The organism is Pseudoalteromonas sp. Xi13, from assembly GCF_003952205.1.
GTDB classification, from domain to species: Bacteria; Pseudomonadota; Gammaproteobacteria; order Enterobacterales; family Alteromonadaceae; genus Pseudoalteromonas; species Pseudoalteromonas atlantica.
Genome location: NZ_CP034439.1, coordinates 2,725,494 through 2,748,778, shown reverse-complemented (window position 1 = coordinate 2,748,778; position 23,285 = coordinate 2,725,494). Strand labels below are relative to the sequence as shown.

General features: G+C 40.2%; 20 protein-coding genes and 1 tRNA gene. 11 read left to right on the top strand and 10 right to left on the bottom strand.

Features of this window, described 5'->3' with window-relative positions:
• Nucleotides 1-3 precede the first annotated feature (3 nt).
• The 7 genes from galU to EJ103_RS12315 all read left to right on the top strand — a co-directional run bounded on the left by galU (nt 4) and on the right by EJ103_RS12315 (nt 5,092).
• Nucleotides 4-882 carry a UTP--glucose-1-phosphate uridylyltransferase GalU gene (gene galU, locus EJ103_RS12345; RefSeq protein WP_121637835.1) on the top strand — a complete coding sequence of 293 codons (879 nt, stop codon included), beginning with the start codon at nt 4-6 and terminating at the stop codon, nt 880-882.
• A gap of 380 nt (nt 883-1,262) precedes the next feature.
• A complete protein-coding gene (locus EJ103_RS12340) occupies nt 1,263-1,961 on the top strand; it encodes an SPOR domain-containing protein (RefSeq protein WP_126007909.1) in 699 nt (232 codons plus the stop codon).
• Nucleotides 1,962-2,171: 210 nt separating this feature from the next.
• Complete coding sequence (locus EJ103_RS12335) at nt 2,172-2,750, top strand: SPOR domain-containing protein (RefSeq protein WP_126007908.1); 579 nt, start codon at nt 2,172-2,174, stop codon at nt 2,748-2,750.
• Nucleotides 2,751-2,909: 159 nt separating this feature from the next.
• Nucleotides 2,910-3,503, top strand: a complete 594-nt coding sequence (locus EJ103_RS12330) for a FlgO family outer membrane protein (RefSeq protein WP_126007906.1) — start codon at nt 2,910-2,912, stop codon at nt 3,501-3,503.
• Between the two features lie 13 nt (nt 3,504-3,516).
• On the top strand, nt 3,517-4,209 hold the full coding sequence (locus EJ103_RS12325) for a FlgO family outer membrane protein (protein WP_126007904.1): 693 nt from the start codon (nt 3,517-3,519) through the stop codon (nt 4,207-4,209).
• 8 nt (nt 4,210-4,217) lie between these two features.
• The gene (locus EJ103_RS12320; RefSeq protein ID WP_126007902.1) at nt 4,218-4,895 is read left to right on the top strand and encodes a FlgO family outer membrane protein; all 678 of its coding nucleotides are present in this window, start codon (nt 4,218-4,220) and stop codon (nt 4,893-4,895) included.
• A gap of 122 nt (nt 4,896-5,017) precedes the next feature.
• Nucleotides 5,018-5,092 (top strand) — tRNA-Arg (locus EJ103_RS12315).
• A gap of 175 nt (nt 5,093-5,267) precedes the next feature.
• Here the strand turns inward: EJ103_RS12315 and EJ103_RS12310 are convergent.
• The 5 genes from EJ103_RS12310 to EJ103_RS12290 all read right to left on the bottom strand — a co-directional run bounded on the left by EJ103_RS12310 (nt 5,268) and on the right by EJ103_RS12290 (nt 10,966).
• Nucleotides 5,268-6,359 (bottom strand): GGDEF domain-containing protein, encoded by a 1,092-nt coding sequence (locus EJ103_RS12310; protein WP_126007900.1) that lies wholly within the window; start codon nt 6,357-6,359, stop codon nt 5,268-5,270.
• A 98-nt stretch (nt 6,360-6,457) separates the two neighbouring features.
• Nucleotides 6,458-7,021 carry a hypothetical protein gene (locus EJ103_RS12305; protein WP_126007899.1) on the bottom strand — a complete coding sequence of 188 codons (564 nt, stop codon included), beginning with the start codon at nt 7,019-7,021 and terminating at the stop codon, nt 6,458-6,460.
• Nucleotides 7,022-7,455: 434 nt separating this feature from the next.
• Nucleotides 7,456-8,388 (bottom strand): exopolyphosphatase, encoded by a 933-nt coding sequence (locus EJ103_RS12300; protein ID WP_126007897.1) that lies wholly within the window; start codon nt 8,386-8,388, stop codon nt 7,456-7,458.
• Nucleotides 8,389-8,706: 318 nt separating this feature from the next.
• Entirely contained in the window at nt 8,707-10,155 is a 1,449-nt protein-coding gene (locus tag EJ103_RS12295; RefSeq protein WP_055252881.1) for a dihydrolipoyl dehydrogenase, read from the bottom strand.
• 82 nt (nt 10,156-10,237) lie between these two features.
• Nucleotides 10,238-10,966 carry a glutathione peroxidase gene (locus EJ103_RS12290; RefSeq protein ID WP_126007895.1) on the bottom strand — a complete coding sequence of 243 codons (729 nt, stop codon included), beginning with the start codon at nt 10,964-10,966 and terminating at the stop codon, nt 10,238-10,240.
• Between the two features lie 109 nt (nt 10,967-11,075).
• On the opposite strand from EJ103_RS12290, the gene EJ103_RS12285 reads away from it, so the two are divergent.
• Nucleotides 11,076-11,966, top strand: a complete 891-nt coding sequence (locus EJ103_RS12285) for a LysR substrate-binding domain-containing protein (RefSeq protein WP_206435484.1) — start codon at nt 11,076-11,078, stop codon at nt 11,964-11,966.
• Here EJ103_RS12285 and EJ103_RS12280 read toward each other — a convergent pair.
• Complete coding sequence (locus EJ103_RS12280; RefSeq protein WP_126007892.1) at nt 11,963-13,156, bottom strand: flagellar assembly protein FlgT; 1,194 nt, start codon at nt 13,154-13,156, stop codon at nt 11,963-11,965. The two genes, EJ103_RS12285 and EJ103_RS12280, sit on opposite strands and share 4 nt — an antisense overlap.
• 129 nt (nt 13,157-13,285) lie before the next feature.
• On the opposite strand from EJ103_RS12280, the gene EJ103_RS12275 reads away from it, so the two are divergent.
• The 3 genes from EJ103_RS12275 (at nt 13,286) to EJ103_RS12265 (ending at nt 16,774) form a co-directional block, all read left to right on the top strand.
• Nucleotides 13,286-13,741 (top strand): LPP20 family lipoprotein, encoded by a 456-nt coding sequence (locus EJ103_RS12275; RefSeq protein WP_004589651.1) that lies wholly within the window; start codon nt 13,286-13,288, stop codon nt 13,739-13,741.
• 424 nt (nt 13,742-14,165) lie between these two features.
• Nucleotides 14,166-14,816, top strand: coding sequence for a transglutaminase-like cysteine peptidase (locus EJ103_RS12270; RefSeq protein WP_036963734.1), 651 nt, complete (start codon nt 14,166-14,168; stop codon nt 14,814-14,816).
• On the top strand, nt 14,816-16,774 hold the full coding sequence (locus EJ103_RS12265) for a LapD/MoxY N-terminal periplasmic domain-containing protein (protein WP_126007888.1): 1,959 nt from the start codon (nt 14,816-14,818) through the stop codon (nt 16,772-16,774). The genes EJ103_RS12270 and EJ103_RS12265 overlap by 1 nt, the downstream gene beginning before the upstream one ends.
• 135 nt (nt 16,775-16,909) lie before the next feature.
• Here EJ103_RS12265 and EJ103_RS12260 read toward each other — a convergent pair whose 3' ends face one another.
• Genes EJ103_RS12260 through EJ103_RS12245 form a run of 4 tightly spaced genes read right to left on the bottom strand, consistent with a single transcriptional unit; the run spans nt 16,910 to nt 23,104 of the window.
• Nucleotides 16,910-17,497, bottom strand: coding sequence for a response regulator transcription factor (locus EJ103_RS12260; RefSeq protein WP_024033058.1), 588 nt, complete (start codon nt 17,495-17,497; stop codon nt 16,910-16,912).
• 23 nt (nt 17,498-17,520) lie between these two features.
• Nucleotides 17,521-18,942, bottom strand: coding sequence for an HlyD family type I secretion periplasmic adaptor subunit (locus tag EJ103_RS12255; protein WP_126007887.1), 1,422 nt, complete (start codon nt 18,940-18,942; stop codon nt 17,521-17,523).
• Complete coding sequence (locus EJ103_RS12250) at nt 18,939-21,077, bottom strand: type I secretion system permease/ATPase (protein ID WP_024033056.1); 2,139 nt, start codon at nt 21,075-21,077, stop codon at nt 18,939-18,941. Before EJ103_RS12250 ends, EJ103_RS12255 begins: the two co-directional genes overlap by 4 nt.
• A 53-nt stretch (nt 21,078-21,130) precedes the next feature.
• Nucleotides 21,131-23,104 carry a TolC family outer membrane protein gene (locus EJ103_RS12245; RefSeq protein ID WP_096739239.1) on the bottom strand — a complete coding sequence of 658 codons (1,974 nt, stop codon included), beginning with the start codon at nt 23,102-23,104 and terminating at the stop codon, nt 21,131-21,133.
• Nucleotides 23,105-23,285 lie beyond the last annotated feature (181 nt).

Genomic DNA, 23,285 nt, shown 5'->3' with positions numbered 1-23,285 from the left:
AAGATGAAAGCAGTGATCCCAGTAGCAGGCCTTGGAACGCGTATGTTACCTGCCACAAAAGCTATTCCTAAAGAGATGCTCCCTGTGGTAGACCGCCCGCTTATTCAATATGTAGTAAATGAAGCGGTAGCAGCAGGCGTTAAAGAGATTGTACTTGTAACGCACTCAAGTAAAAACTCTATCGAAAACCATTTTGATACCAGCTTTGAGCTAGAAGCCACGCTTGAAAAACGTGTAAAGCGGCAATTACTTGCCGAAGTACAGGCAATTTGCCCTAAAGATGTGACCATTATTCACGTACGCCAAGGCGAAGCCAAAGGCTTAGGTCATGCAATTAACTGTGCAGCGCCAATTATTGGCAACGAACCTTTTGTGGTTATTTTGCCAGATGTAATTGTTGATGACGTAGAGAGCGACCTTAAAAAAGACAACCTAGCAGAGATGATCGCCCGTTTTGAAGAAACTAAGCACAGCCAAATTATGGTTGAGCCAGTACCAATGGACGAAGTAGACAAATTTGGTGTTGTTGATTTAGGTGACGTAGAGCTTCACCAAGGTGAAAGCTCGCCAATTATTAACATGGTAGAAAAACCGCCAATAGATGAAGCACCTTCAAACCTATCGGTAGTAGGGCGTTATGTATTAAGCGAAAACATCTGGCCACTGCTTGCTAAAACGCCGCAAGGGGCTGGCAACGAAATTCAACTTACAGATGCAATTGCCATGCTAATGCAGCAAGAAAAAGTAGACGCGTACGCAATGAAAGGCCGCAGCCACGATTGTGGTAGTAAAATAGGCTACTTAAAAGCAACGATAGAGTTTGCTTTGCGCCGCGACGAGTTTGCAGATGATTTAAAAACATTTATTAAATCGTTAATTTAGGTTTTATTAAATTACCCACCAAGGCGCCTGTTTAGGCGCCTTTTTTAGTGCTACATTATTAATAGCAAAATAGGTAAGGCTTTACTTAATTTTAACGCCGCCAGTAATAAAGATGGTCTACGCTTAATTATGTTCTGAATTTGACTTGCGTTATATAGCAACATAACGTAATTTATATTGTAAAGTTTATGTTAATTGGCATCAAAGTTGTATTAAAAGCCAAACTCACGGAAGGGTCATGTTAATTTTATCTATGCAGGTAAATTAGCGTGCGGGAGCAAAAATCGCTCATTGTTTAAATTGCTAAGTTAAACGCTTTCTTGTGAGAATGTTTAACTGAAATGTAAGTGCACAGGCACTGCTTTCAGGATAACGGGTACATGCTTAAATTAAAAAAATACTATAAACACTTTTTTGTATGCCTTTTTACGCTTACGTTTGGCACGGCGTGCTCTATTACGCCTACCGCTAAACCTGCTGTTGATAATGATATACCTAACACCACGCCCGATTACGTATCGATAACTGCACTAGAGCTTGCGCAATTAAAAGATGCCGCAATGCAATGGCAGCAAGCACGCGCCGGTATAGAGCGTATTTTAAAGCTTGAAAAAGAAATTACTTACCTGGTTAATCATATAGATATAATAAACTCTAAAGCTATTGCACAATCTAATGCAAGCCCTGCCTACAGCAGCCGTTACACTCGCACGCCTTCGCGTACAACCAGTAATAAGCCACGTCGTCAGCAAACTTACAAAGCTGCTAACAATAACCAAAAGCAAACTATAAAGCTTAATACCCCTAAACATGTATTTGCATTACAAGTTGCCTCAGTTGATTCTAAGCAGGATGTAGCCAAGGCTTGGCAAGAACTAAATACCAAAGCAGCGCCACTATTTAGAGATAAAATATTAACCAACGTAGAAACCGCAAAAATAAATGATAAAACCTTTTATCGCTTAAAGCTTGGCTCTTATAAAAACCTTAAAAATGCCAAAGCCGACTGTGAAGTATTTAAAATGTATAAGCTCGACTGCATTGTAAGTAACTACACCGATAAGCCAATTAAACTTTAATAGTGATACCAACCCGCAATAATAAATAATCATTTTATGGGCCTAATCGTGTTGCGTTGTGCGTTAATAAATCTCGTTTAGAACAACTAAATAGCAAATTTTTTGTCTAGCTATCAATACGTTTTACTATCCTCTAAATAGATTACTTAATTAAGCTAATTGGTATAAAAGCGCAATAGGCCGTAGCACGCGTGACTTGCTTAGCGTTGATTGGCTGTTAAAATAGCGCTCACTATTACCCAAATTAACAACATACTTATGCTGCACTACAAGGATTTTTTAGCCTCATTAGTTTTAGGCTTTGCATTAGCAAACAGTGCTCACGCACTAGCAACGGCCCAAAAGCAGGCGATGCTCATTAAAAAAGATGACTTAGCCGTACTCAAAGAGTCAGCGCAGCAGTGGCAACAAACCAAGCCTCAACTAGAAAGACTGTTAAAGCTAGAAAGTGAATTACAGCGCACAGTAGATAAATTAAAACAACTTAACGCGCAGCCAAAACCACAGCAAACTAACCACTTAGCTGTTGTGAATACAAATGCGCTGTTTGCTGTGCAAGTGGGGGCGTATAAAAATAAAGCGGTACTTGAAGCGGCTATAAAGCAATTTCAATCGGCCTCAAATAAGCTTGAAGTAAATACCGAGCAAGTACTGATTGACCAGCACACCTTTTATAGATTAAAGCTTGGTGCGTTTAAAACAAAAGAAGCAGCAAAGGATGCATGTAAGTCATTAATAAACAATAATACCTGCTTTGTAACCTACTACGTGAAAACGCCTCAAAGTTAATTAACCTGAACTCTGGTTAAGAGCCTTACTAGCATATTGAACTATCTTGATACTTAAATTTATTATCTCTGGCTAGAGATAGGTTTATTATCCAGAGTTTAGGTTAATTAGGCATAATAATTGCTTTATCCTCGGTATGTTTTAAAGAGGACGGCAACTATGCGCCTTTTACTGCCTTTAGTATTGTTAAATTTAACTGCTTGCAACTTGGTTCCGCCCCCAGAGCCGAGTGTGCCTACTGACGCGCCAAAAGCAGCAATGGCACCCTATACCGTTAACGAGTATGTAGCAAATCTAACCTCGCAGCTTAACCATGTAAATGGCGCTTTAAATGCCAATGCGCGCATTGGTGTGAGTAGCTTTTTTTATGCCGATGCTTTAGATACTAAGCTAGTAGCAGGGCAGGCCTCGGGTTTGAGCTTACAAATTCAAGAAAGCTTATTAACGCAATTTACCCAGCTTGGCTATCATACCGTTGAGTACCGCCTTGGCAATAACCTTATATTAGCGCAAAACGCAGACAGCATATTAAGCCGCGACTTAAGTAAATTACGCAATCGCCAAAATATTGACTTAGTCATCACCGGCACTGTAACGCGCCAACAGCATGCTTATATAGTTAATGCACGACTCGTTAATATTGAAAACAAGCAAGTACTGTCGGCAGGCAGCATAGAGATCCCTATAAATGTAATGTGGGGAAACGAAAAAATTCAGCAGCGTGACGGCTCTTTGTACCGCAGCGAATATTAATCAGGAGCACACCATGAGAAACCTATTAATTACCCTATGTTTGCCATTAGGCTTTGGCTGTTCGCAAATGTTAAATTCGCTACATTCAGAGCCGGAGCAAGTTGAGCAAGATAATGCAGCCCAGCTTGTTTCAGAGCAACGTGCGGTAAAAGCACCTGCACCAAATGAAACGTTATTTCAGTCTAATTTAAACAAGCAAAGTAACTACACCAAAAGTGCCCCCGCAAAACGCAAAAATATAAACCATTATGTGCGCGGTATAATGCAAGACATGGTCGAAAACCTGCAATACGTAAACGACAAAACGCCACTTGCCGTTTCTAGCTTTGTATTTTTAGATGATGACTACAGCGATGGAAGCCTGTTAGGTAACCAAATAGCCGAAAGCTTTATGCACGAGCTGCATAGTTTTGGAGTACCGGTTATCGATTTTAAAACCACCGATTATATGCGAGTAACCCCCGCAGGCGACTTTGTATTTAGCCGCGACTACCTAGAGCTAAACCAAGATCAAAACTTTAATTACGTATTAGCAGGAACACTTGTGAGCCACCAAGGCGGCGTACTGGTAAATGCACGAATAGTGGGCATTAAAAGTAAAGCGGTAGTGGGCAGTGCGCAAGGGTTTATTCCTCAATCAGTGGTGGATGCGCTAAACAGTAGCTATCGCACCGACGGAATTATGCTTAAACAAGCCAGCGAGTGAGGTTGACCATGTTTTACAAACTATCTGCTATAGCGGGGCTAACGGCAACGTTAGCATTAACTGGCTGTTCAATAACGCAAAATAATGAGCATAACGAAAGCATAAACACACGCTCAGACTACACCGTGCTAACGCAAAGTAGCCAACCAACGCCAGTGCATGCCAACCAATCTGTGCAGCAGCAAAGTGAGTACGACACAGCAAGGCAGTTTACACCGCTTAAACACCACAAAACGCTGGCAAACTATGTAGAGCAAATGGCGCTGGATTTAGTCGATACGCTTGAAGCCGAAGCGCCCGATAACAACAGCATCAACATAGCGGTTACCACCATTGTAGATTTAGACGCATCGCTTAATAAAAGTAATCAGTTGGGTAATCAATTAGCAGAGACGTTTATTCATCAGCTGCAAAAATTTGGCTACGGCGTGGTAGATTTTAAAACCATGGACAACATTGATGTATCAAACAGAGGCGACTTTGTGTTATCTCGCGATATAGAAAAGCTAAGCGAAAGCAGCATGGCTAACTATGTATTAGCAGGTACGTTAATTTACCGCCCAAATGGCGTAGCAGTAAACACCCGCGTTATAAATTTTCACAGCAAACATATTGTAGCAAGCAGCCGCAAACTCATACCACTGTACGTGTTAAACAAAGAAGATATATATTTATCAAGCAATTAAGTTAATTTTAGCTTGATATGAAAAACAAGATGCCGTTATAATTTTTGTAAGCTGTAAGCTGTAAGCTGTAAGCTGTAAGCTGTAAGCTGTAAGCTGTAAGCTGTAAGCTGTAAGCTCGGTGCGGCCTCTTAGTTAAATGGATATAACGGCCCCCTCCTAAGGGGCAGTTGCAGGTTCGATTCCTGCAGGGGCTACCAATTAAATCAAAAACTTAATCTTTAGATTAAACTAAGCGATATTTTTTCCTAATTTTTCTCAAAAGTAAAAAGTTGCCGTTCAAATAACAACCTTTTGACAGTCGTATGTTCAGGCTGAAAGTCAGTTTTGTCATTTAGTTCCATCTTATATACGCACATAAGATAAAGTTCTTAATTAGCTATTTAGGCAGATTCTGTTTTTGCCAGATTTTTTAGCTATATATAGCTTATCATCGGCTTTCTTTATTAAAGAATTTAAATCTGAATTAGGATCACTAAAAAGCTCAACAGCTCCCATTGAAAATGTGATATTTGAAAGGCCATTGAATTCAAACTTTGATAATTTACTAGAAAGACGGTCAAATAAATTTTTTGCTTCGTCAAGCGAAGTCGCTGGTAAGATGAATAACCACTCTTCTCCTCCCCATCGACCAAATCTATCTAATGCTCTAATATTTTCTGAAGCAATATCTGCAAATGTTTTTAGTACTAAATCCCCGACATCATGTCCATAAATATCATTTATAGATTTAAAGTCATCTAAGTCAGCCAATAGTATAGTTAAGTTTTGACATTTCTGTTGAGCAGCGGCTAATTCTTTGGTTGCTCGGAGGGTAATTGCTCGTCTATTCGGCGCACCTGTAAGGACATCAATCATTGCTAATTTGCTAAACTCATTTTTAGATTTTTGACTTCGGTAGATAATGAGAGAAAGGAAAAATACAGCTATCGTCAACGTGATGATAAACATAACTAAAATATAATTTTTTTGTTTTTCATTTTCTTTTTCTAAGTTCGTTACTTTAAGCGATTGTTCTAAAATTCTACGTGCACTTTTTTGCTCTTCAACTTTATATTCAGAAAGTAATTCATCTAACTTTTTTTGAGATTTATCCTCTTTAATAAGTAAGCTTTCGTAATACTTATTTTTATATTTCATAGCATCTTCGAATCGCTTTTGTGACGTACTAAATTCAAAGAGCCATTCATATAATGTCTTCATTTGATAGTCGTCTATTAAGCCATCGTAGTCTGCCATTAACTGATGAATCATGAACTCAGCTTCTGACACTTCACCATAATCTTTTAATAATTTAATATAAAGTATCGACCCATCTAATGCCGTTCTACTAACCCCAAAGTCAGATAGTATTTGGATAGCCTCTTTTAATATTGATAAACTTTTGTTCTTGTCCTCAATCTCCAAGTATCCCCAATAAAGTAATACTTCAGCTTTAGTTACACCAGAATCCACTGAATCTAACATATTTGTCCATTTATCTTTTTTCTCTTGAAATTTAACAGCACTATCTATGTTTACATCGGGGTAGGCTTCGTCTCCTTTTCTAAAGTTAACGTATAGTATTAATTCAGGATCGCCAATCTCATTTGCTTTAATTTCAGCCTTATCAAAATAGAGGTTTTTTCTTTTTCAATGCTCGATTCGGCATAATTAAAATACCCTCCTAATAAAGATAAGGTTCTAACTTCAATAGAGTTTTTTGGTTCACCTATGAAATAGGATTTGTATTTGCTAAGTAATGAAATTGCTTTTTCAGTTTTTGAATCCCAAAACCAACTTTGAGCCATTACGTATAGGTGCCAAGCAAAATGAGGATTGCTTTTATCTAAAATATTTAATCTTGTAATCTTGTTTCTAATGAGTTCTATATTATTCCTATCTTTTTCTGCATCAGCAATTGTTAACTCGCTAAATAAAAGATGAGTTTCAATATTTTTATGAGCACAATAGTTTTTTAAATATTCGTTTATTTCCTTTAATTCTTTAACGTTTAGAGTCTCTATTGAATTATAAAGATTTGAAACAACAGAGTTATAATCAGTACAACGACTCACTTGGGCATTGCTATGAAATGTAATGAAAGTCATGATTAAAAGAATGGTGAGAATTAAAGGTATTAACTTCATTGTTATTTACTGCATATTATAGTGGTCAACCAATTTGCATTCAGATTATCAGAAAGCACAAAAGTTACTACACATATACTAAAATTTATATGTTGCCATACATATAAGTAACTTATAGTTAGGGATTGTAAGTTATGTCTGATGCAGTGTATTCGATAACCTTGGGAAGAGGTGGGTGAGTACAGGTACGCTTTATTAAGTTAATCCATAAATACAAAATGCTCATAAAAATTTTGAACGCTCAATGCTGTTCTTAAAGCTTCAGGGGAGTAATAACTACTGAGTTGAAGTGTTTGTAAAACAGTAATTTTTATAACTACGCATAAAAAAGCGAGTAAATATAAATCTACTCGCTTTAAAATTTTGACAGCTTACAGCTTACAGCTTACAGCTTACAGCTTACAGCTTACAGCTTACAGCTTACAGCTTACAGCTCAACCATCACTCGTAATCGTATCAATCAGCTCATCAAGCACTGCTTCGGCTTTGCTGGTTTCTACTTGGCAGGTGCCGGCGTTTAAGTGGCCGCCACCGCCGTATTTGAGGCATAACTCGCCCACATTGGTGTTTGAGCTGCGGTTGGTGATTGATTTGCCTATGGCAAATACTACGTTTTGTTTTTTAAGGCCCCACATTTTGTGAATTGATATATTGCAGTCGGGGTACATGGCGTAAATAACAAAGCGGTTGGTGGCGTAAATAGTTTCTTCTTGAGTTAAATCTAGCACCACGAGGTTTTTATGCACGGTTGCGCATTGTGCTATTTGCTCTTTGGCCTTTTCGTTATGCTCGTTATAAAGCGCAACGCGTTCGGCTACGTCTTCCATTTTTAAAATATCTTCAATGCTTTGGTCTTTACAGGCATCAATTAGCTTCATCATTAATTGGTAGTTTGAAATTTTAAACTCGCGGAATCGGCCAAGGCCTGTGCGTGCATCCATGATAAAGTTCATTAATACCCAGTCTGTTGGATTGAGTATTTCGTCTTTTGAGAACTGCGCTGCATCGCCTTTATCTACCGCTTCCATCATGTCTGTGCTGATGTTTGGAAATTTTTCTGCGCCGCCATAATAATCATAAACAACGCGTGCAGCAGAAGGAGCTTTAGGGTCAATTACATGGTTTTTAATATCGCTTGCGTTACGTACGGTTTCGCTTAAGTGATGGTCAAATGCAATGTGACAGCCAGCAACGTAGGGTAGGTTAGTGGTAATGTCGTTTGCAGTTATGTCTATTTTGCCATCTTGCATGTCTTTTGGGTGTACAAATAAAATGTCATCAATTAGGTCTAAGTCTTTGAGCAGTACGGCACATACTAAGCCGTCGAAATCGCTGCGGGTGACTAGTCTAAATTTATTATTGGGCATAGCTTTTCCATCTTGTTGTGATTGAGTAATCAAATAAGTGTAACAGCTAAAATAATTTTTGAGAGGTTATAGCAATCGAATTAAAAATTTAGTCATTCAAACGTGCTAAATAAAGCGTAAACGGCGTTATAAATTTTTAAGTAGAACATATGCCTATCGAAAATTATGCCTTTGTATGTACTCTGTTTATCTGTTGCTATAAATACATCATAATTTAATACAATAGGTATTAGCGTTAAAAAAGCGCATAAAAAAGCCAAAACGACTGTTTTGGCTTTTTGTTAGCAAGTATGTATTTGTTTTATTACTGTATAAAAGTTAAGCGCCTGGTCCGCATTCCATACAGCTGTTAATAATATCTGGGCCAAATTTAAGTCTGGCATTTAAATCGCGAAGGGCAGTGCGTAAACCTTCTTCAATTACTGGGTGGTAAAATGGCATATCCAGCATTTCTGGTACGGTCATTTTGTTTTGCACAGCCCATGCTAATAAATGAGCAAGGTGTTCGGCTTGTGGGCCAATAAATTCTGCACCTAAAAATAAGCCTGTGCCTTGCTCTGCGTAAACGCGCATGTGGCCTTTATTTTTAAGCATTACTCGGCTGCGGCCTTGGTTTTCAAAGCTCACTTCGCCTACTTCAAAGCAACCACATTCACCTAGGCGGTCTGTAATTTGTTTGTAGCTGTCGCCTACCATTGCTATTTGTGGGTCACTAAACACTGCGGCAATTTTTGCGCGGCGAAGGCCAATGCGTACATCGGGGAAGCGCCCAGCATTTTGACCGGCAATGGTGCCTTGATCAGATGCTTCGTGTAGCAGGGGGATCATATTGCTGGCATCGCCCGCTATAAATATATTTGAGTTACCACATTGCATTGTGTGCGGGTCGGCGTGTGGCACACCGCGCTCATCAAGCTCTATGCCGGTATTCTCTAAACCTAGCTTGTCTACATTGGGTACTCGGCCTGTGGCTGCAAGTACGTAGTCAAATTGCTCGGTGTGTTTAGCACCGTCTTTATCGGTGTAAGTAAGCTGGGCTTTATCGCCAACTTGCATCATGTCAGATACGTTTGAGTCGGTATCTACAAAAAATTCTTCAGCAAAAACAGTGTTTGCATAGTCTTTAATTACTGGGTCGGTAAGTGGGCCAATTGCGCCGCCAACACCAAATAATTTTACGTTTACGCCTAAGCGGCTAAGTGCTTGGCCAATTTCTAGGCCTATTACGCCTGGGCCAAATACAGCCACTGACTCTGGTAGGTCGTCCCAGTTAAATACATCGTCGTTTATAATAAGTTTGTCGCCAAAGTTATTAAACACGCCAGGGTATGATGGGCGCGAACCCGTGGCAATAACAAAACGTTTAGCAGTAATAATGATGTCATCGTCAATTTGCACGCGGTTGGCGTCTAAAAACTTGGCGTAGCCACGAATTTTATCTTCATCAGGAATGTCGTCTACGGCTTCTACTACGAATCCTGCAAAGCGGTCTCGTTCGCTTTTAACACGTGCCATAACTGCTTTGCCGTCTATTCTTGGCTTTGAGCTATGTACACCAAATGCAGGTGCCATTTCAATTGAATGCGCGGCTTCGGCTGCGGCAATAAGTAATTTACTTGGCATACAACCAACGCGTGCACAGGTAGTACCGTACGGGCCTGATTCAATCATTAAAACGTTAGGGGTGAATTGTTTTGCGTTACGGTATGCGCTTAAGCCTGCAGTACCTGCACCTATAACAACAACATCGGTTTGTAATTCTTTCATAGTGGTATCCTTTATTATTTTCAATCTGAGCGATGAGATTGATATAGAGGGGCGCGTACGCCCCTGCTATTTTTTTACTTAATTAAGCAAAGTATTTTTCTAAATCGTCTGAGCCGCCAATGTGTTGTCCACCAATAAATATTTGTGGAACAGTGTCACGGCCAGAAATTGCTTTAAGGCTTGTTAATGTAGCGCCTGCACCCATAACAACTTCTTCAAATGCGTAGCCTTTTTCTGTTAGTAGCTCTTTTGCCTTTTTACAGAAAGGGCAACCAGGCTTAGAAAATACGGTTACTGGCTCTGGTTTAGTTTGTTTTGGGTTGATGTAGTCAAGCATTGTGTCTGCATCAGAAACTTCAAACGGGTCGCCTGGTAAATCTGGTTCGATGAACATTTTGTTGATAACGCCATCTTTAACTAGCATAGAGTATCTCCAGCTGCGCTTACCAAAGCCTAAATCGTTTTTATCTACTAACATGCCCATGCCGTCAGTGAATTCGCCGTTTCCATCAGGTAATAATGTGATGTTTTGCGCTTCTTGATGCTCTGCCCATGCGTTCATTACAAATGTATCGTTTACTGATACACATACAATTTCATCAACGCCATTTTGCTTAAGTACACCGGCTAACTCGTTGTAGCGTGGTAAGTGAGTTGATGAACAGGTTGGTGTAAATGCGCCCGGTAGTGAAAACACAACAACGGTTCTGCCTGTAAAAATTTCGTCTGTGGTTACTGATTTCCATTCGTCGTTTTGACGTGTTGCAAATGTAACGCTTGGGATTGTTTGACCTTCAATATTCTTTAACATAGTTTGTTCCTCTTGATTTGTTGGAGCCATTATGGCGAGAATTTAAATATAGTTCCAATCGTTTGTTTGTATTAAACTAATAGGTATAGCCTATCAGGTGGAGATGAATTTGAACTTAAAAGATTTAGAGTATGTAAAAGCAATAGCGCACCACAAGCATTTTCGCAAAGCGGCCGATGCCTGTTTTGTTAGCCAGCCTACACTAAGCGGGCAAGTAAAAAAGCTTGAGCAAGAGCTTAATGTTGTTTTATTTGACCGCTCAACTAAGCAAGTTACATTAACAGCGCAAGGTGAACGTTTGTTGACACAAATAAACGTTATTTTAGAGCAAACAGAAATCTTAAAAGAGCTGGCGGCTACTTCAAACGGGCCGCTACAAGGTAAGCTAAGAATTGGTATTATTCCTACTATTGCGCCGTACTTACTCAGCGCTTTACTGACCTCTATGAAAGCGGCGTTTAGCGAGAGCCACTTTTCGTTTATAGAAATGCAAACAGCGATTATGCTAGAGGCGCTTGATAACGGCGAGCTCGACTTTGCAATTTTGGCCGATGTTCCCGAGCTTAAAAACTACCATACGGTTAACGTGTACAAAGAAGACTTTATGGTTGCTGTTTCAACCGATAACCCGTTATCTAACCGTAAAAAAGTAGCGCTAAGCGATTTACAAAGTTGTAGCCTATTAATGTTAAGTGATGGCCATTGCTTTAAAGATCAAGCCCAAAAGTTTTGTTTTGCTGCGGGAGTGGATGTGTCAAACCAATATCAGGGCAATAGTTTAGAGACTTTATTGGCGCTGGTGGCGATAGATGACGGGGTGACATTTGTGCCCAAGCTTGCGTGTACACAGCGTGTAGGGATTGATTATTTACCTATTTTTCCTAATCAGCAGCGTAATGTGGTATTTGCTTGCAGAAAACACTATCCGCGTTTAGCGGGCGTTGAGCAATTAGCCCAGTGGTTGGCAGAGCACCCAAATTTAAAACGGGCGCTTATTTAGCGTTCTTGGCTTGCAACCTCTACCACATCGTTTATTTGTACCCCAGGCAAAGGCTTATCGTTAAGGCTTACAGCAATGGCGCTTTGTTTATAAAGTTGCTCAACCACAATGGTGTTAAGCGTGGTGACGGTATGCGGCATAGTATTGCCTTGTGCATCGGTTAAGTAGTTATGGTGCGCGATGCTTAATAGTTGGCCTTTTTTAAGGCCATGATCTTTGCCTAGGTTTATCACCAATTTATTGTTTTCCATGTGCATTATTTTTCCTTTAGTAGGAAAACACGCCATAGCCGCTTGTATATCGTAACTGACCGTTTGATTTATATCGCTAATACTTTGCCCAAAAGGTGATTGCCAAAACCTATCGCTATTTACATCAACTATGGCTGTTTTTTCAAATGGCCATACAGCTTGGGTATGATAGCTGTTTTGCCATAATTGTTCGTACGTGGTGCCATCAAACAACATAAACTCAATAGCGTAGCTGCGCTGGTAGGTTTCGTCTTGCCAAAAGGCGTAGTCGTTGTTGAGTTTATCGCTTGGCGCTAAATTGGTTATTTGGCTTAATAAAACATATTGCGCGTTGCTTCTGGCTGAAAGCTCTTCTAGTTGTGCATTTGAGTAGTCGTGCTGCTGATTAAAGTAATTGTCTACATTAATTGCTTTATTGTAGTAAGCAACGGGCAGGGCGCTCATTTTTGTACTTTGCAAAGCGCTAAATAACTTTTTACTAATGGTTTTATTTACGTCAAATATTTGACCCATTAAGGCATGTTCACGATGAACAAGCTGGCTTTGGGTTACAGCAACAAATTTATTAAAGCTACTTTGTGGGCATTGCTCTGTTTGGGCAAATACATCAAGCCTAAGCGTAATGGCAAATTGTTGATTTTGGCGTTGCTCGCTCACCAGCTCTATTTTTTGTATTTCGCCGTGGCTACTAATTTTTAGCTGATCTTGCGTTAACACGCCGTCTACCAAGGTTTGTACCGAGCTAACCCGGGCGCCAGAAAACACTAATGCTTGTGTAATTGCATCTTTAATTGCGGCCGATTTAGCACTGCTTATGTCGCCATTTTGTATTTGTGCATGGCCGGTAGATTCAAACCATTGTGCGTAAGTACTGGTAGAAAACGTTAATAATGCAGCGCTAGTAACACCTGCAAATAGTGATGATAAAAACGTGTTCATACTGGTACTCCACATAAAATTAGTTAATTACGCTTTAGCTAAGCAAGGACTGCACCAATATGAGGATTTTATAACAAATGGCATTAAACCTGCATTTATTTGCGCAATTAGTTTAAAGGGTGCAAATAAATGCGTGCAATTATATTACTTACTTTAGCAGGCCTTGGCCTTGCCGGTTGCAGCAACGTGTTTGATAAACATGTTGAGTACAAATATGTAGAGCCAAATAATTATCCCATACTTAAAGCGGTTGGTTATGCACCTATTAGCTTGCAGCAAGGGGCTAATAAATCACAAAAGCAATTAATGGCAATTAAGGCCTCTAAGCTTGAGGCGTACCGTGAACTGACTGAGCAAGTTTATGGGCAAAAAATTACAGCGGGCACGTCTGTAGCAGGTGCTATTGCTCAAAACGATTACATGGAAAGTAAAGTGCAGGGCATAATTAAAGGTGCGCAAATTATTAAAACTTACTCAGTTGACGATGTATACGTTACTGAGCTTGAGCTAAACATGAAGCGCGTGCATGACTTATACATAGGTGAAATTAAGCCGCGTGAAGTTAAAAAAGTGACCTACTACTAAGTAACTGGCCAGTACTTTAAATAGTAAAGCTACATTAAGCTGCTATTTTAGCGGTTGGTTTTAGCATTAAGCGCGTGCGCGTGGAATATACTCGTATAGCAATACATAACTTTGCTACTTACGGGAGCGTTTTTCTGTAAATCTAGGGTTTGATAAATCAGCTTTAAATACAACGATGGTTCAATACGTTAGTTAATGTATTAAGCAATGTTGAAATGACCGAGTTAAAATTTAAATCTAGTAAAAAAACACATACAAAATATCTCATCCTTTTATATTGAGTGCTATGCTGTTGTTACGAATAATATTTGAACAAGTAGTGTAGCGTTTAGTATATGTTTTTAATTTTTCTTTTTTTGGGCTGTGAATGACACTTAGGCCCACTCTTTCCTCAAGTAAGCTATTTTTTTGGTGCAAAAGCAATTTGCGCTATTTACTGCTATTTTTTTTACTTTCAAGCGGCGTGTTTGCGAGCCGTTTAACTATTCAATTTAATACCTTTATAGAATTAATGGGGCAAAAGTATGGCCCTGCGCGAGTCACTGTGGCGCGTAATTGGCAAACTATGTTGGTGCGCACCCAAAATAAACCAGAACAACAACAAATTTTAATTGTTAACGACTTTTTTGCACGCAATCTTCGATACCAAACCGATATACAGCTTTGGAAGCAAAACGACTATTGGGCTACGCCATTAGAAACCCTTGGCCGTGGTTTAGGTGATTGTGAAGATTATGCCATTGCTAAATACATTAGCTTACGCGCCTTAGGCGTAAGCGACGACAAGCTTAGGCTTATATATGTAAAAGCTAAGCTTGCTGGTACAAACAAAACACAAGCACACATGGTATTAGGCTACTTTGCTACGCCTAATGCTCAGCCGCTTATTTTAGATAGTTTAATAACAAAAGTGTTACCTGCAGCAAAACGCGTTGATTTAAGCCCGGTATTTAGTTTTAACAGCCAAGGTTTATGGGCAAATAACTCGACCAAAAGTGTAGCCAGCCCGACAGCAAGGCTATCGCGTTGGCGTAAAATTTTGGAGCAGACATCACAAGAAGGGGTTATGTGGTAATGGCGTCATTTTCCTTATTTAAGTTTTTCAAAAAAAGAAAAATCACTCTTAGGCAAGAGCTGTGGATCACCTTGCTGGTGGTGATTTTTGTTGGCTTTATAAGTAGCGTGTTAATTAGTACTAACTCTGCTAGAGACTATTTTTCTACGCAGCTGTATTTAAAAAATGTTGATAATGCTAGCTCTTTGGCGCTGATGATTAGTCAGCTTGAAAAAGACCCTGTAGAGCTTGAGCTGTTAGTATCGGCCACTTTTGATACCGGCCACTACAAACGCATAGAACTGCAAGACCCAAATGGTGAGGTTATTGTAAAGCGCGTATTTACCGACACGTTAGAAAATACCGCACCAGCTTGGTTTAGAGCGGTATATGGGCTTAATGTACAGCCAGGTGTAGGGCAGGTTAACAACGGTTGGCAGCAATTTGGCACCTTATTTGTTGAAAGCCACAGCCAATATGCTGAGCAAGCATTGTGGGAAAGCGCCCTTAAACTGTTTTTTAGCTTTTTAGTGGTGGCCTTTTTTGCCTGTGCCATAAGTGCGTATTTATTACGTAGAATTTTAACGCCACTTGATGATGTGGTGTACCAAGCTAACGCCTTTGGCGATAAGCGCTTTATTAAATCAAAAGTGCCAAAAACCTTTGAGTTTGCACGCCTTGTGCAGTCGATGAATTTATTATCGACACGGTTTAGTCGCATTATAAAAGAAGATAATAAACGCTTAGAGGAGTTGCGTTTTAAAGCCCAGCACGATGAGCTAACAGGGCTTGCCAATCGAGAGTATTTTAGTGCCACATTAGAGGCTCATTTACAAAAAGTGAAAGATCATGCCCATGGTGCTTTGTTTTTATTTAGGGTGGTTAATTTAGATAAAATAAGTGAATCGATTAGCCGTGTAGAAATGGTTAACTTTTTACGCCGTTTTTCTCAGGTGTTAACGCAGTTTTTAGAGTCGAATCAGGCGCACTTTTCAGAAAACTATATTGCGCGTATATCACATACCGACTTTACCGTTTTGTTTAGCGATACTGATGATATTCAGGCGCTTAGCGAGCAAATAACCGCACTGCATAAATCGATTGTTGATGAATACAAAAATATTGATTTGGCCATTGTACACAGTTGTACCTACATAGAGAAAAACGACACCCGCTTTGATTTATTACGCCGTGTAGATGGTTTATTAAAAACAGCAGGTAACAAACCTGGGGTGCAAGCAAAAGTCATTGATAATAAACAAAAGAGTGAAATTTTTGATGACTCAACTGGCTGGCAAAAGGCTATTGAGGATGCACTTGAGCAAAAAACTATACAGTTAAATTGTTTAGAGGTTATGGGTTTTAACGACACCTTGTTGCAGCACCAGCTTAGTTTAAGTTTAGAATTTGGCGGCCAACATTATAAATCAAGCTACTACTATCAATGGGCTAATCGCTTAAACCTATTAGCGCGTTTGGATTGGAGTTTAATCAAGCAAATTGTTAAACAGTACGGTGAAGCGCCGCCAAATGAATTGATTGCTGTAGAGCTTTCGGCGCAAACATTAATGGATGATACCGCGCTTGCCTCGGTATTAACCTATGTGTCTGCCTTTCCTGATTTGGCAAAAAATATATGTTTTGATATACGCGAAAACATTGTCGTAAACGAAAAGGATATATTTAAGGAATTTTGTGAGCAGGTGCGTTGTATGGGCGCTAAAGTGGCACTTAAACGTGTGGGACCTGAATTCACTAAGATTAAGAACATTCAAGAATTTGGCTTAGAAATGCTTAAAATAGACAGCATTTACGCGCATAACATTAGTTACAGCCAAGACAATCAAACCTTCTTACGCGGTGTTTGCACATTAGCACATTCTATTGGAATTAAAGTGGTCGCGCAGGGCGTAACAAGCCAAGACGATATAGATACACTGGTTAATCTAGGTTTTGATGGGGTAATTAAAGAGTCGTAAAGCGACTCTTTAATTAAAAGGGGAGCGGTTTAATAATGGCGGCGAATAGGTAAATGCAATTCAGTATTTAACCTATAAGCCGTTGTTTAGTAAGTTTAACTATAACTGGCGAAGGTTTTATTATTCCAACTCAAGCTAGTTACCTTTAACTGCTAACATAAGTTGTATACGGTCACGCACTTTTAACTTAGTGAAAATTGAGCTCATGTGCTCTTTGATTGTTCGCTCTGTAATATTAAGTGACTCAGCGGCTTGTTTATTGGTCGCCCCTGTTATAACTATATCAACAACTTGGCGCTCGCGTTTAGTTAAGCTTTGAATATCGCACGCTTGGGTGTAATTTATTTGCTGCTGGCTTAGTGCCCCAACAATATTAGATAGCAGCTGCCCAGGTAACCACAGACCGCCTGAGCAAATAGTCTCAAGTACTTGTTGCAATATTACTTTAGATGCAAGTGCCTCTACATAGCCTCTTGCGCCCGCTTGCAGGGCTGCTCTAAGTTCCTCTATTTCTAGATTTGTGGTCATTACAATAACCGGCAAGCGTTTTTGGGCATATTTTTTTACCAGTTCAAGCCATCCCGAAGTGCCCGCCAGAACCCATATAATACTTGATGCATTAATTTGTTTTGGTTCTTTGGTGCATATTACACAACCTGCAAACGCACTTCGCCAGTGGCTCGATTCAAGTTCGGGTTGTGTAATAAATATACTTTGACGCATTAATTTACTCCAATAAATTCAGTTTAGCGTTCTGTCATTGCTTGCGATGTAGCTCTGAGTACGGGTTTAAGTAAATATTCCAAGACGGTTTTTTTACCAGTAATAATATCCACTTGTGTGGTCATTCCTGGAATTATAGTCAACTCTTCTGAAAAGTTATTTTTAGTGGTTTTTAATTGCACTAAATAAAAAGTATTTTCTCTGTCGTCGGTAATTGTATCTGCACTTATATGCAGTACCTCGGCTTCTAGTCCGCCGTATACCGCAAAATCATAGGCGCTAAATTTAATCATGGCGGGCTGCCCAGGGCGTAAAAAGGCAATATCTTTGGGCGGTATTTTTGCCTCAACAATAAGTTGATCGTCTAAAGGGACTATTTCTAAAACGTCACTGCCGGGTTGTAAAATGCCGCCTACGGTATTAACCAATAAACGTTGTACCGTGCCTTTAACCGGTGATTTGATCTCTGTTTGTGTTACTTTGTCGGCAAGCCCTGATTCGGTTTCTTTTATCGACTCTAAACGCAGCAATGCCTCCGAAAGCTCGTTGTTCCAGCGGTTGATCATCGCAAGTTCGACTTCTGTTACTTTGTTTTTAGCTTCGTTGATAGCCGATAAACTGCGGTTAATAACGGCTTTAGTGCGGTTTATTTCGCCGTTTAAATCAACTATTTCACGCTCTAACCTAATGATGTCTATATCAGATACAGCACCGGTTCTTAACAGTGGGCGTGTTACTTGCAGCTCACGATTACTTAGCCTTAGAGCGCTAGTGTGTTGTTGCAAAGCGGCTTTTGCTTCAATGTGATCTTGTCTGCGTTGCTCTAGCTGGCGTTTATGAATTGCCACTTGCTGCTCTAATTCTTGGCGATTACTTAAATATATTGAGCGCTCATGAGCGACCGCCTCGGGTACTTGCTTAACAAGCTCATCAGGAAAAACGAGATCTTCTTTTCTGGTAAGGGCTTGTAACCTTGCTACTTTTGCAGTGAGTGATTGCACTTTAGATTGGTTTTCTCTAAAGCTTGAAATAAACCGAGTAGGATCGATTTTTATTAATACGTCACCTTCTTCAACAATTTGCCCTTCTCGAATGTTTATTTTTTCTACCATACCGCCATCGTAAGATTGCACTAACTGTAATTTATTTGATGGGATAACGCGTCCTTCACCACGGGCAACCTCATCGAGTGGCGCAAAGCCTGCCCAAATTGTAAGCAAAATAAATGCGATGCAAATGAGGTATAACAAAAAACGTGCGCTGGCAGGCTCTTGCTGCATTTTTTCCCATTGCGCATCGACTACCCAATCTTGTGATTCAGGAGGCGAAAGCCAGCCTTTAAATAAGCGATTAAAGATTGAAGGCTTACCTTTTTTACGTGCTTCTATTGCTTTACTTACCGATTCAAAAGAGCGCTGCTCTAGTGGCTTTTTATTGTCACTCATGATGCTTGCTCCACTGTTTGGTTATTCAGTGCGGCAATTACTTTTTGTTTAGGCCCATCGGCAACTATTTTTCCGTTATCGAGCACGATAATGCGATCAACCAACGAAAGTAAAGACGAGCGGTGAGTAACTACGATTAAGGTTTTGTCTTGGGTGGCGGTTTTTAAATTTTGAATAATTTTATTTTCACTATTGTGATCAAGCGATGAGGTAGGCTCATCTAACAGCATAATAGGGGGGTCGTTTATTAGTGCGCGCGCTATACCAATTGCTTGTTTTTGGCCGCCAGATAGCAGGCGACCTTGCTCACCAACTTGTAGGTCAAACCCATCGGGGTGAGAGTTGATTAACTCGAATAACTGACTTTTTTCGCATGCGCTAATTATTTGCTCATCTTTAGCATGCCATGCGCTAATAGTGAGGTTGTCTTTTAAACTACCAAAAAACAACGCTATATTTTGGGGTACGTACCCTATGTTATGACGAAGTTCTGCGGGGTCTATTTGTTGTATATTGTTGTTATCGACCATTACGGAGCCTGCGGTTGGGTCGTAAAGGCCTAAAATAAGTTTTTCGAGGGTGCTTTTACCCGAACCATTGCGCCCCAAAATAGCCACTTTTTCGCCCGCTTTTATTTTAAAGCTAATATTACTAAGCGCATCGGCCGCGTCGTCTTCATACTTAAAGCATACGTCTTTAAATTCTATTTCGCCGTTTAATACGGGGTGGCTTAACCAATGTTTATTTGGCGGGCGCTCAACGTCTTTCTCCATTATTTCGTTAAGCGATTGCATAGCAATAGCAGCATGATGATATTGCGCAAGTACGGCGGCGCATTGCCCAAGCGGCCCCATTGCACGTGATGAAAGTAAGTAAGCGGCTATTAATCCCCCTTGCGTGAGCTCGCCTTCAATAACTAAATGAACACCGATGATCATAATGATCACGCCAACACATTGTTGTATCCACGCTGCGCTATTAGAGATTGAGCTTGAGATTAAGCGACTTTGCGCATTAACCTGAGCAATATAAATAGTTGACTTTTCCCATGTTGATTGGGTTTTGCATTCGCTGTGAAAACTTTTTACATCTTCAATGTTGGTTAAGCTTTCTACAAGTATGGAGTTGCGCATTGAGCTTGCTTTCATGGTTTGCTCTGACAGCGCTTCAAGTTTTCTGTGGGCTGCTATGCCATAACTTAAAAGTATTAGGGCACCTGCGATAATGGGTAGGCTTAGCGGTACACCTATTATTGCAATAACAATTAGGTATATAGCAACAAAGGGTAAATCAACCAGCGCAACCAAGGTTATTGAACTAAAAAAGTTACGTACGGCTTCAAACGATTGTATGTTACTCGCAAATGACCCCGCTGATGAGGGTCTATTTTTAAGCTTCATACCAAGTACGCGCTCCATAATAACCGCAGACACTTTTACATCTATACGACTTGCCGCAAGCTCTACAAAGTAGCTGCGTACTAAGCGCAGTACAAAGTCGGCGGTCAGCGCTATTAAAATACCGATGGCTAAAACCCAGAGGGTTTCTGTTGCATGGTTAGGAACTACGCGGTCATATACATTCATTACAAATAAAGGCATGGCAACAGACAAAACGCCTAATGCAATGGCGGAGATTATGACGTCTTTGTACAGTGCGCGGCATTCTTTTATTACGCCCCAAAACCAGCCGTCTTTAGAGAGCTTTTCAAGCACCGGGGAGCGCTCATCAAACATAAACTCTGGATGAGCATAAATAATTAAACCTGTTGATTTTTCAATTAACTGTTCTAGGTCTTCTTCTACAACAGACTCGGTTAGCTCGGGGTAAGTAACTTGCGCTGTTTGTTTTTGGTTATCAATAGCGGTTACCACGCACGCTTGGTTATTATTTAAAATAATAATGGCGGGTAATAAAGCAGTATTAATTTGATTAAGAGGCTTATTTACAACTTTTGATTTAAAGCCCACACGTTTTGCAGCACGTGCAAATCCTGAAGGCGTTAAGTTTCCATCTGTTAGTGGGAGGCCATTTAATAAGGCCTCCCTTGAAAAATCTTTATCATGAAAGCGGCACAATACTGCAAGGCAATCTACCAGTGCGCCGCCATGATCAAGTACATCATTTAATTCCATATACCATCCAATGTTATGTAAAACATTTTAAATTTATTTGTTTTAAGCACCTCTTAACTATCGGTAATAACCGCCTCAATACGGCGGTTTGCCGCATTAGCACGTACCGAAATTTCATTAACGCGTGGCTGATCAATACCATAACCAAATGATTGAACACGATTAGGCGCTATACCAAATTGCTCAATAAGTAATTGTGCTACGGCAAAGGCGCGTTGCTCTGAAAGTTTACGGTTGTATTTTCTATCGCCATCTAATGAGGCGTGACCTTGGATCTCTACCTTTTTGTCAGGGTTATTTTTTAAAAACTCCGCGAGCTTTTCTACCTCTTGCAAGTACTCTGAGCGCACTTGGCTTGAGTCGGCTGAAAAGGGAATACCTATTTCAACTGAGTCGGTCGCTTGGTCATACAAAGTACACCCAGATAGGTCTACATTTGTTCCCGCTGGGGTGCTTGGGCAGGTGTCTTGCTCGTTTGGTACGCCGTCGTTATCGTCATCTGCAAAACTCGATGCGCTAGGGGTCTCTGGTGGCATTTCTAAATACCTAGGCATTGCTGTAACGCTCATGTAGGCGTTATCTTGCTTGGCTTTTTTTTGTAAAAAAGCTTTGCGTTTAAAGGTGGCAGCTACATCGTAACTTGGGCATATATTTTGTGCGTTATGCACGATTGGGTCATCTGTTAACTCTGTTAATGTTGGGTACTTGTCAGACATAACATTTAGAGCTGGCAATAGTTTACCCATTTCGTTAAGCATAGTTAAAATGGCTGTTTGTCTATCGTATTGAGCAACAATGTACGAGCGGTTAGATTGAAACGCTTCGTTTTCAGCGTCAAGTACATCAAGCAGGGTGCGTTGGCCAATATCAAATTGGTCTCGGTAGGCTATTTTTACTCTGTTTGACGAGTTTTTATAGCTTTCAAGCGTGGGTAGCTTTTGCTCTATATTGTTCACATTATGATAGGCAATTTGTAGGCTTTGACGAATATCAACACAAGCTTGATCGCGTTGATACTTGGCAATATTTACATCTTGGTATGCTTGTTCAAGGTTGGCGCTATCTAGGCCCCCGTTGTACAGGTTATAGGTTATGTCTATACCTACCCGTGCTTCGGTTCTTGTTTCGTTTAAACCTAGCTCGTCTCTGTCTTGTGTGCCGTAACGGGCAGATAAGTCTACGTTTGGATGAAACGCTGCCTTTTGTGCCTGAGCATTGGCTTCTTGCGCCTCTATATTATAAAGCGATGCGTAAAAAGCAGGGCTGTTTTTATAGGCTATATCAAGCGCTTGGTTAATAGAAATGGGCACGTTTTGCTCATCTAATTTGGCTTGTTTTATATCATTAACGGGTAGCTCGCCAACAACTCTTAAATAACGCGCGGTTACATCGTGCAGGTTAGCGTACTCGGTTAGCACATTAGATTGCGCTAGCGATAAGCGCCCGCTAATTTGCTCTAGATCTGCTGCTCGGGCAACACCGGCTCCTACACTTTGTTCAATTTGTTGGTATACAGACTCGTGTTCTTGCAGGTTTTCTTCAGCGAGTGTCACAAGTTCTTTAAATTTTTGCACATCTAAAAATGCAATAGATGCATCTAATGCAGTTTGCTCTGTTTGTGAGAGTAATTCAAAATACCGAATGAGCTGAATACGCTCAAACCTTTCAACGGTGTTAGATGTTCTAAACCCGTCGTAAAGCATTTGAGTAACACTAAGCTCTGCAGTGTTGCGGTTGTATTCGTCTTCTATACCGTAGTTTCGGCGCTCATAACCTGCGCTGGCAGATACATCAACGCTAGGTAAGTAGCCTGAGCGGGCTGCATCTACGCCATAAATTGAGGATTTAAATGTATGCCATGCTTGTTGTACCTCTGGATTATTTTCAATTGCTTTACTGGTGACGTATGTAAGCGGCGCCACAGAGCTGTCATCGGCTTTTACCACGTTAGTTGCGCCAAGCGCACTTAGCGTTAAACCTATAAGCAGCTTTCCTTTTTGCTTTAGTAAAGTATTTTTTGTAATCATTTCTTCCTCTTAGGGTTACTTGGGCTATCAATACCTACCATATGGTTTAGTCAATAAATGCATTTTTCGCAAATAATCGTTTTGGCTAGCATAAAATTTATTATCTACCACTTTTTTATTTTTAATGTTTTTTTAAAAACTGTACTTGAGTACAGTATCTAATGCGTTTTGCTGTTCTACA

Excerpts from the sequence above, each read along its gene's own strand:
- EJ103_RS12310 (WP_126007900.1), bottom strand. The coding sequence starts at position 6,359 with ATGTTAGATTCAGTGGATTCTGGTGTAACTAAAGCTGAAGTATTACTT.
- EJ103_RS12305 (WP_126007899.1), bottom strand. The coding sequence starts at position 7,021 with ATGAAGTTAATACCTTTAATTCTCACCATTCTTTTAATCATGACTTTC.
- EJ103_RS12260 (WP_024033058.1), bottom strand. The coding sequence starts at position 17,497 with ATGCGTCAAAGTATATTTATTACACAACCCGAACTTGAATCGAGCCAC.
- EJ103_RS12325 (WP_126007904.1), top strand. The coding sequence starts at position 3,517 with ATGAGAAACCTATTAATTACCCTATGTTTGCCATTAGGCTTTGGCTGT.
- EJ103_RS12340 (WP_126007909.1), top strand. The coding sequence starts at position 1,263 with ATGCTTAAATTAAAAAAATACTATAAACACTTTTTTGTATGCCTTTTT.
- EJ103_RS12290 (WP_126007895.1), bottom strand. The coding sequence starts at position 10,966 with ATGTTAAAGAATATTGAAGGTCAAACAATCCCAAGCGTTACATTTGCA.
- EJ103_RS12295 (WP_055252881.1), bottom strand. The coding sequence starts at position 10,155 with ATGAAAGAATTACAAACCGATGTTGTTGTTATAGGTGCAGGTACTGCA.
- EJ103_RS12300 (WP_126007897.1), bottom strand. The coding sequence starts at position 8,388 with ATGCCCAATAATAAATTTAGACTAGTCACCCGCAGCGATTTCGACGGC.
- EJ103_RS12330 (WP_126007906.1), top strand. The coding sequence starts at position 2,910 with ATGCGCCTTTTACTGCCTTTAGTATTGTTAAATTTAACTGCTTGCAAC.
- EJ103_RS12265 (WP_126007888.1), top strand. The coding sequence starts at position 14,816 with ATGGCGTCATTTTCCTTATTTAAGTTTTTCAAAAAAAGAAAAATCACT.
- EJ103_RS12320 (WP_126007902.1), top strand. The coding sequence starts at position 4,218 with ATGTTTTACAAACTATCTGCTATAGCGGGGCTAACGGCAACGTTAGCA.
- galU (WP_121637835.1), top strand. The coding sequence starts at position 4 with ATGAAAGCAGTGATCCCAGTAGCAGGCCTTGGAACGCGTATGTTACCT.
- EJ103_RS12250 (WP_024033056.1), bottom strand. The coding sequence starts at position 21,077 with ATGGAATTAAATGATGTACTTGATCATGGCGGCGCACTGGTAGATTGC.
- EJ103_RS12245 (WP_096739239.1), bottom strand. The coding sequence starts at position 23,104 with ATGATTACAAAAAATACTTTACTAAAGCAAAAAGGAAAGCTGCTTATA.
- EJ103_RS12275 (WP_004589651.1), top strand. The coding sequence starts at position 13,286 with ATGCGTGCAATTATATTACTTACTTTAGCAGGCCTTGGCCTTGCCGGT.
- EJ103_RS12280 (WP_126007892.1), bottom strand. The coding sequence starts at position 13,156 with ATGAACACGTTTTTATCATCACTATTTGCAGGTGTTACTAGCGCTGCA.
- EJ103_RS12255 (WP_126007887.1), bottom strand. The coding sequence starts at position 18,942 with ATGAGTGACAATAAAAAGCCACTAGAGCAGCGCTCTTTTGAATCGGTA.